The sequence below is a fragment of the uncultured Amnibacterium sp. genome (genome assembly GCF_964244015.1).
GTDB lineage: Bacteria > Actinomycetota > Actinomycetes > Actinomycetales > Microbacteriaceae > Amnibacterium.
In genome coordinates, this window is the sequence record NZ_CAXTHO010000133.1 from 1 (window position 1) to 7,793 (window position 7,793).

9 protein-coding genes and 1 pseudogene are annotated in these 7,793 nt (G+C 72.6%); 4 read left to right on the forward strand and 6 right to left on the reverse strand.

The window, feature by feature from the left end:
• Positions 1–8 precede the first annotated feature (8 nt).
• Together ACFE67_RS12855 and ACFE67_RS12860 are read left to right on the forward strand one after the other, a co-directional pair.
• Positions 9–674: a response regulator gene (locus ACFE67_RS12855; RefSeq protein ID WP_375407280.1), complete on the forward strand. Its 666-nt coding sequence runs from the start codon at positions 9–11 to the stop codon at positions 672–674.
• Positions 675–791: 117 nt separating this feature from the next.
• The gene (locus ACFE67_RS12860) at positions 792–1,076 is read left to right on the forward strand and encodes a hypothetical protein (protein ID WP_375407274.1); all 285 of its coding nucleotides are present in this window, start codon (positions 792–794) and stop codon (positions 1,074–1,076) included.
• Between the two features lie 49 nt (positions 1,077–1,125).
• Here the strand turns inward: ACFE67_RS12860 and ACFE67_RS12865 are convergent, their stop codons facing one another.
• The 3 genes and pseudogenes from ACFE67_RS12865 to cls form a co-directional block, all read right to left on the reverse strand.
• Complete coding sequence (locus tag ACFE67_RS12865) at positions 1,126–1,710, reverse strand: TrmH family RNA methyltransferase (RefSeq protein ID WP_375407281.1); 585 nt, start codon at positions 1,708–1,710, stop codon at positions 1,126–1,128.
• A 108-nt stretch (positions 1,711–1,818) separates the two neighbouring features.
• Positions 1,819–2,475 (reverse strand): annotated as a pseudogene (locus ACFE67_RS12870) (DUF429 domain-containing protein); the annotation flags it as partial.
• 7 nt (positions 2,476–2,482) lie between these two features.
• Positions 2,483–3,952 (reverse strand): cardiolipin synthase, encoded by a 1,470-nt coding sequence (cls, locus tag ACFE67_RS12875; RefSeq protein WP_375407275.1) that lies wholly within the window; start codon positions 3,950–3,952, stop codon positions 2,483–2,485.
• Positions 3,953–4,011: 59 nt separating this feature from the next.
• Between cls and ACFE67_RS12880 the strand changes: the two genes are divergently transcribed.
• Complete coding sequence (locus tag ACFE67_RS12880; protein ID WP_375407276.1) at positions 4,012–5,016, forward strand: DUF418 domain-containing protein; 1,005 nt, start codon at positions 4,012–4,014, stop codon at positions 5,014–5,016.
• Positions 5,017–5,109: 93 nt separating this feature from the next.
• Positions 5,110–5,877, forward strand: coding sequence for an HAD-IIA family hydrolase (locus ACFE67_RS12885; protein WP_375407282.1), 768 nt, complete (start codon positions 5,110–5,112; stop codon positions 5,875–5,877).
• 83 nt (positions 5,878–5,960) lie between these two features.
• On the opposite strand, the gene ACFE67_RS12890 is transcribed toward ACFE67_RS12885, so the two are convergent.
• From ACFE67_RS12890 to ACFE67_RS12900, 3 genes are all read right to left on the reverse strand, one after another.
• Complete coding sequence (locus ACFE67_RS12890; RefSeq protein WP_375407277.1) at positions 5,961–6,932, reverse strand: asparaginase; 972 nt, start codon at positions 6,930–6,932, stop codon at positions 5,961–5,963.
• Positions 6,933–6,948: 16 nt separating this feature from the next.
• Positions 6,949–7,497 (reverse strand): orotate phosphoribosyltransferase, encoded by a 549-nt coding sequence (pyrE, locus tag ACFE67_RS12895; RefSeq protein WP_375407278.1) that lies wholly within the window; start codon positions 7,495–7,497, stop codon positions 6,949–6,951.
• A 31-nt stretch (positions 7,498–7,528) separates the two neighbouring features.
• Positions 7,529–7,793, reverse strand: a 265-nt coding sequence (locus ACFE67_RS12900) for an alpha/beta hydrolase fold domain-containing protein (RefSeq protein WP_375407279.1), incomplete at its 5' end; no start/stop codon positions are given.

The following is a 7,793-nucleotide window of genomic DNA, read 5'->3' on the forward strand; positions in this document are numbered from 1 at the left end:
GCCCCCGCATGATCCGCGTCCTGCTCGCCGACGACCAGTCCCTCATCCGGGCGGGCTTCGCCGCGCTCGTCGACGCCGAGCCCGACATGACGGTGGTCGGCCAGGCCGCGACCGGGCGGGAGGCGGTCGTGCTGACGCGTCGCACCCGACCCGACGTGGTGCTGATGGACATCCGGATGCCCGACGGCGACGGCCTCTGGGCGACGCGGGAGATCGTCCGCACACCCGGCCTCGAGCAGTGCCACGTCGTGGTCGTCACCACGTTCGAGCTCGACGAGTACGTCGCCGACGCCGTGCGCTCCGGTGCGAGCGGCTTCCTGGTCAAGGACACCGAGCCGGCCGAGCTGCTGCGAGCTGTCCGGGTGGCAGCAGCGGGCGACGCGCTGCTGAGCCCGGGCCCGACCCGGCGGCTGCTCGAGCGTGTCGCCGGCGGCCTGCGACGGGCGGAGGCGCCCGAGCGGCTGGCGGTGCTGACGGATCGCGAGCGCGAGGTGCTCGTGCTCGTCGCCGCCGGGCTCACGAACGAGGAGATCGCCGGACGGCTGTTCCTCAGTCCGCTGACGGCCAAGACGCACGTGTCGCGGGTGATGGGCAAGCTCGGCGCGCGGGACCGGGTGCAGCTCGTCGTGCTCGCGTACGAGACGGGTCTCGTGGCGCCGGGCTGGCAGGCGTAGCCCTACTCCTCCGGCAGCAGGGGAGGTGCCGCCCGGCGGCGGACGCGGGGGAGGGGACATCGGCGGAGTCTGGTGCCACGGTCCGACCGGACCCGCTCACCCCTCATCGGAGGCATCGTGCTCACCGCACTCACCGCCGCTCCCTGGCAGTACGGCCCGGGGTTCGGCTTCCCGTTCTTCTTCCTGATCCCCGTGTTCTGGCTGATCGTCGCCGTCGTGGTGGTGGCGCTGCTCCGCCGCGGTGCCCGCCGCCGCTGGGAGACCTCGGGCGGGCCGGCGTTCGGCCCCCACCGCTCCCCCGAGGCGACGCTCTCGGAGCGCTTCGCCAACGGCGAGATCGACGAGGTCGAGTACCGCTCCCGCCTCGAGGTGCTGCGCGCCAACCGCCCCCAGCGCCGCTGAGCCGAGGACTCTCCGTTTTGTAGGAAGGACCTTCCTACAAAACGGAGAGTCAGGGCGCCCAGCGGCGGATCCACTCGTGCATCACGATCGCGGCGGCCGCGGAGGCGTTGATCGAGCGCGTCGAGCCGAACTGCGGGATCTCGACGACCGCCGTCGCCGCGGCGAGCGCCTCCTCCGTCAGGCCGGGCCCCTCCTGCCCGAACAGCAGCACGCAGCGCTCGGGCAGCGCGAACGACTCGACGGCCACGGACCCGGCCACGTTGTCGACGGCGATCACCGGCAGGTCGCGCGCCGCCGCCCAGGCGATCAGCCCGGCGACGTCGTCGTGCTGCACGACGTGCTGGTACCGGTCGGTGACCATCGCGCCGCGCTTGTTCCAGCGCCGCCTGCCGACGATGTGGACGGTCTCGGCGAGGAAGGCGTTCGCGGTCCTGACGATCGACCCGATGTTCAGGTCGTGCTGCCAGTTCTCGATCGCCACGGAGAACGGGTGCCGCCGGGCGTCGAGGTCCGCCACGATCGCCTCCATCCGCCAGTACCGGTAGCCGTCGACCACGTTCCGGGTGTCGCCGCGCGCCAGCAGCTCGGGATCGAACCGAGGGTCCTCCGGCCACTCGCCGTCCCACGGCCCCACGCCGACGACCGGGCGCTCGACGACCTCGACCGCCGCGCCGCGCGGCGTCGGCTCGTGCTCAGGAGGGGGCGGAGCGACGATGTAGCCGGTGGTGACGTCCCCGAAGACCGTCAGCGACCCGGGCCGCTGCGTCCACCGCCACGCCAGGTGGGTGCAGAACACCGCGTCGATCTCGTCCTCCAGCACGTCGAGGTGCACGAGCCGTTCGGCTGCGCCGAACCGGTCGCGGATCGAGGTCCAGGAGGGGCTCGAGGCCAGCCGCAGCACCTCGACGGACTCGAGCAGCGCCAGCAGCCGCGCGAACGCCGCCCGCCGGTCCGCGAAGGACCCCTTCTTGTACGGGATCACCCGCCCGAGCTGGAAGAGGCCGACCATGCCCGGATGGGGATACACCTCCAGGCACACGGGCGACTCGACCGTGACGGGGTGCGCCGGATCCATGGACCACCCGTGCCGCTCGGCGAGTCGGAACCCCCGCGGCGGATCCATCCACGGCCGCGAGCGGTTCGTCGGGTGCGCACCGGCGTCGAACCGGGCGTAGGCCTGCCCGAGCAGCCGTTCGCCCTCGCGGCGACCGGTCGCGTTCGGCACGATCAGGGGCGCGTCGACCCCGATGACCGACGGCCGGTCCTGAACCGCCAGCCAGGCGTCGATCTCGTCGTCGGTCCGCACGCTCGCCGAGGCGACGAGCGCACCTGCGGCGTCGACCGCGGCGAGGCCCGTGCGCCCGTTGGCGCCCCACGCGAGGTCGATGCCGATAAACATGCCGGCCCTACTGCACGGCGGAGGTGAGGCGCGCGACCCCGTCGACGAAGCCGTGGAACGGGCCCCGGCGCCGCCACCGCTCGAGCGTCAGCTCGGTTGAATTCGACCGGTACTCGTCCTCGACGGCCTTCAGATCGTCGGTGAAGGATCTGCCGGAGATGAGCATCATCAGCTCGAGGTCGAGCTGGAAGGACCGGATGTCCATGTTCGACGAGCCCACGACGGAGACCGAGTCGTCGATCGAGATGTGCTTCGCATGCAGGATGGTCGGCGCGGCGTACTCGAAGATCCGCACCCCCGCCTGCAGCAGCTCGTCGTAGTAGGAGTGCTGCGCGTGGAACACGAAGAACTGGTCGCCGATCTCGCCGACGAACAGCTCCACGGCGACGCCTCGTCTCGCCGCCGTCAGGATCGCCCCGAGCAGCGACTCGTCCGGTACGAAGTAGGGGCTCGTGATCGAGATCCGGCGCTCCGCCGCGTAGAGCAGCGAGTTGAACAGCGCCAGGTTGTTCTCGCTCTCGAACGCGGGGCCGGAGGGGGCGATCTGGGCCAGCAGGGTCGTCGGGTCGTCGTCGTCGGCCACCGCGTCCAGGGTCCTGGGACCTGGGATCTGGTCCGTCTCGCTGAACCAGTCGGTCACGAACAGCGCCTCCACCTCCTGCACGACCGGCCCCTCCACCCGCGCCAGCAGGTCCCGCCAGCGCAGGTGCCGCCGCCGGTTGCCCGCCACCTCGTAGCCCGGGTCGATGATGTTGAGCGAGCCGACGAACCCGATCCGGCCGTCGACCACCATCAGCTTGCGGTGGTTGCGCAGGTCGGGGCGCTGGTACCTGCCGCGAAGCGGCTGCACCGGCAGCATCAGGCGCCAGTCCACGCCGATGCGCGTCAGCGCCTTCCGCGCCCGCCGGAAGCCGGGGTACTTCAGCGAGCCGAGGTGGTCGACGAGCAGCCGCACCGTCACGCCGCGGGCGACGGCGTGCTCCAGCGCGGCGAAGAACGGCCGCGTCGTGTCGTCGAGCGCCAGGATGTAGAACTCGACGTGGACCGTGCGCTGCGCCGCGTCGATCGCCTCGACGAGCGCCGCGAGCTGCTCGTCGAAGTGCGTCAGCAGGCGTGCGCTGTTCCCGTCGACCAGCGGGAGCGCGCCCATCTCCCGGTTCAGCCGCGCGATCGGCGCGAGCCACGGCGGCGAACCGTGCGTGTCCGTGACGTGCTCGATCGTCCTGGCCCGCTCCTCGATGCGCCCGTTCATCGTCCGCTGCTTGTTGCGACGCGCCTTCGGCAGCTTCGGCGAGCCGATCAGGGCGAACAGCACCAGTCCGATCAGCGGCAGTACGACGATGAGGATGATCCAGGCGAGCGCCGACGACGGCCGGCGGTTCCGCGGCGCGACGGCGAGCGCCACGATCAGCAGCACGACCTCGATCGTGACGAACGCGGCGGTGGGGAGCGCGCCGTTGAAGAACCAGTCCAGCACACTGCATTCTCGCGGGTCCGTCGGAGGATCGACGACTCCCACCGCCTACCCTTCCCCTGATGGGCACTCGATTCGCCGGGGTGGACGCCGCACGCGGCCTGGCGATCGTCGGCATGCTCTGGGCGCACACCGCCGCGGACGGCACGAGGCAGGCGCTCGCCGACGGCCGCTCGGCGGTGCTGTTCGCGACCCTCGCCGGCTGCTCGATCGGGCTGCTCACCGGTGGGGCTCGACCCGGGCTGGGCCGGGACCGCCGCGACGCCCTCGTCTCCGTGGCACTGCGCGGGCTCGTGCTCGTGGCGCTCGGGCTCGCGCTCTGGACGCTCGGCACCCCCATCGCCGTGGTGCTCGACACCTACGGGGTGCTGTTCCTGATCCTGCTGCCGGTCGTGTTCGCACCCGTGCCCGTCGTCGCGGGCGTCGCGCTCGTCGCCGCGCTCGCCGGGCCGCTGATCGTGGCGGCGGTCGGCGAGGACCTGCAGACGCCGTTCACCGCGCAGCGGCTCGCCCACCTCCCCGCGGAGTGGCTCGTCACCGGTTACTACCCCGGCGTCGTCGTCGCGGCCTACCTGTGCGCGGGGCTGCTCGTCGCGCGCGCGGGGCTCGCGCGGCGCCGCACGCTCGTCGCGATGGTCGGCGCGGGCGCCGCGTCGAGCGCCCTCGGCTACGGCGGGGCCGCGCTCGCCGGGCTGGACGCCTCCGCCCACGCGAACACGACGGCGGAGGTGCTGGGTTCCGGCGGGCTGGCGCTCGCGATCATCGGCGCGCTCGAGCTGCTCTGCAGCTCCCCCTCCACGGGTCGCATCGCGGGCGCCGTGCTGCGACCGCTGATCGCGGCGGGTCGCATGCCGCTCACGATCTACACGGGTCAGCTGCTCGCGCTCGCGGTCTGGCTGACGACGCCCGCCGCCGGTGATCCGCCGTGGATCGAGTCGTGGTCGCTGCTCGCCGGGCTGCTCATCGGGTCGCTGACGTTCGCCTCGCTCTGGCAGCGGTTCGTCGGTCGCGGGCCGCTCGAGGACCTCCTGACCCGGCTGACGACGGTCCGGCGCGTCCAGACCTGACGCCCACTTCTGGGCGTCGTGCGCCGGTGGCCCCCGCCCTACGCTGAGCGGGTGGCAGGAACCCGGGCCGACGTCGACTGCTGGCTCACCGACATGGACGGCGTGCTGGTCCATGAGAACCAGGCGGTCCCCGGTGCGTCCGAGCTGATCCAGCAGTGGACCGATCAGGGCAAGCCGTTCCTGGTCCTGACGAACAACTCGATCTTCACGCCGCGCGATCTGGCCGCGCGGCTGCGCGCCTCCGGGCTCTTCGTGCCGGAGCAGTCGATCTGGACGTCCGCGCTCGCGACCGCGGACTTCCTCGCCTCCCAGATCCCGGGCGGCAGCGCGTTCGTGATCGGGGAGGCGGGCCTGACGACGGCGCTGCACGAGGCGGGCTACATCCTCACGGACACGGCGCCCGACTACGTCGTCGTGGGCGAGACGCGCAACTACTCGTTCGAGGCGATCACGAAGGCCATCCGGCTGATCGGCGGCGGCGCCCGCTTCATCGTCACGAACCCCGACGCGACCGGCCCGTCGAACGAGGGCCCGCTGCCCGCGACCGGCGCCGTCGCCGCGCTGATCGAGCGGGCGACCGGCAAGACGCCCTACATCGTCGGCAAGCCGAACCCGATGATGTTCCGGTCGGCGATGAACCGGATCGGCGCGCACAGCGAGAACACCGGGATGATCGGCGACCGCATGGACACGGACATCGTCGCGGGCATCGAGGCGGGCCTGCACACGATCCTCGTGATGACCGGCATCAGCGACCGCGCCGAGATCGAGCGCTACCCGTTCCGCCCCGACGAGGTCCTGGAGTCGGTGGCGGACCTCCTCGATCCGACCCCGGCGCTCACCGAGGGCCCGGAGGACTGAGCACGACAGCAGGACCCAGCACCGACAGCAGGACGGGATGCGCGTCTGAGTCCTGCCGAAGCTCCTGAGTCCTGCTCACGTGCTCACACGAGCACGCGGATGCGGCCGACCGGCTGGCCGCCGCCCAGGACCGTCAGGGACTGGTCGGCGAGGAAGGGTTCGGCGGCGTCGATCGAACCCGCCTGCGCCAGGAGGGAGACCGCGATCGCGGCGGCGGCGCGGTGCGAGCCGTCCAGTACCTTGACCGCGACCGCCGTGCCGTCGGGCGCGACGGCGCACCAGACCCCCTCCGCGCCGGCCTTCGCCACGACACCGAGCGCGGCGACCGCACGGGTCGTGGCGGTGCCCTCGCCCTCGATCAGCACCGGGTTCGCGCGGATCGCGGCCGCGAGCGCGAGGTGCTCGGCGAACAGCGCCGCATACCCGCGGGCGAGGGCGACGACCGGGATCGCCCAGACGGGTCCGCCGCAGCCGTCGGTGCCGGGCCGGACCGGGTCTCCGCCGCCGTACTCGGCGATGACCTCCGCGGCGAGCGCGTGCACGGGGCTCGCCGGGTCCAGGTAGTCCGCGACCGGCAGCCCGAGCGCGATCGAGGCGCCGATCATGCCCGCGTGGTTGCCGGAGCAGTTCATCGCGATCCGGGTCGGACCCCCGCCCGTCCGCACCAGCTCGTCGGACGCGCGGCGGGACGACGGCCACGCCGCCGGGGTCAGCAGGTCCGCCTCCTCCGCGCCGACGGCTGCGAGCACCGCGCGTACCGCGTCGACGTGCACCGGATCGCCGACATGGCTGGAGGTGACGATCGTCAGCCCCTCGGCGTCGAGCGCGAGGCCGGCTCGGAGCGCGGCGATCGTCTGGAACGGCTTCAGCGCGCTCCGCGGGTAGATCAACGCGTCCGCGTCCCCCCTGACGGACAGCACCGAGCCGTCGGCGGCGACCACGGCCGCCGCACCGAGGTGCTGCGACTCGGGGAAGCCGCTGCGCTCGACGACGGCGAGCGGGACCGCTCCCACGGCGTCCAGGGCAGCGCCTCCCGAGTTCGTCGGGAGGCTCATGCCGTTCGCGGCATGCTCATGCGAGGCCGAGGTCCGCGAGGTCGAGCGCGGCCAGGTAGGGGTAGCCGGCCGCCTCGATGACCTCTCTGGCCCCGGTGCTCCTGTCGATGACGACCGCGACCGCCGCGATCTCGGCGCCGGCCTTCTCGAGCGCCTCGATGGCCTTCAGCGGCGAGCCGCCCGTGGTGGAGGTGTCCTCGACCACGATGACGCGCTTGCCGGCCACGTCGGGCCCCTCGACCTGCCGGCCTCGACCGTGGTCCTTCGGCTCCTTGCGCACGACCAGGGCGTCGAGGACCCTGCCGCGCAGGACGCCCTGGTGCAGGATCGAGGTCGCGATCGGGTCGGCGCCCATCGTGAGCCCGCCGACGGCCGCGACGTCCGGGACGTCCGCGATCAGGTCGAGCATGACCTCCCCGATCAGCGGCGCGACCCGGTGGTCGAGGCTCAGGGTGCGCAGGTCGACGTAGAACGACGCCTTCCTGCCGGAGGTGAGGGTGAAGTCGCCGTGGAACACGGCTTCGGCCGTGATGTACTCGATCAGCTGGTCTCGGGCGCTGGACACGGTCCCCGATCGTAACCAGGGCGCGGTCGCCTCAGCGGAGCGCGTCGACGAACGCGCGACGGGCGGCGTGCGCCTCCGGGATCGGCAGCAACGGGTAGTTGTGCAGCAGGCCCTCGCCGACGAGCACGCGGACCGGTGAGGGGCAGTGCTGCTCCAGCCGGAGCGCGTCGCGGTGCAGCACGTCGCGCGTGCCGCTCGCGACGACGATCGTCCCGAGCCCACCGAGGTCGTGGAGCAGGGGGCTGACGAACGGGTGCTCGACCGGCAGGTCGCCCCGGTACAGGTCGGCTGCGTGA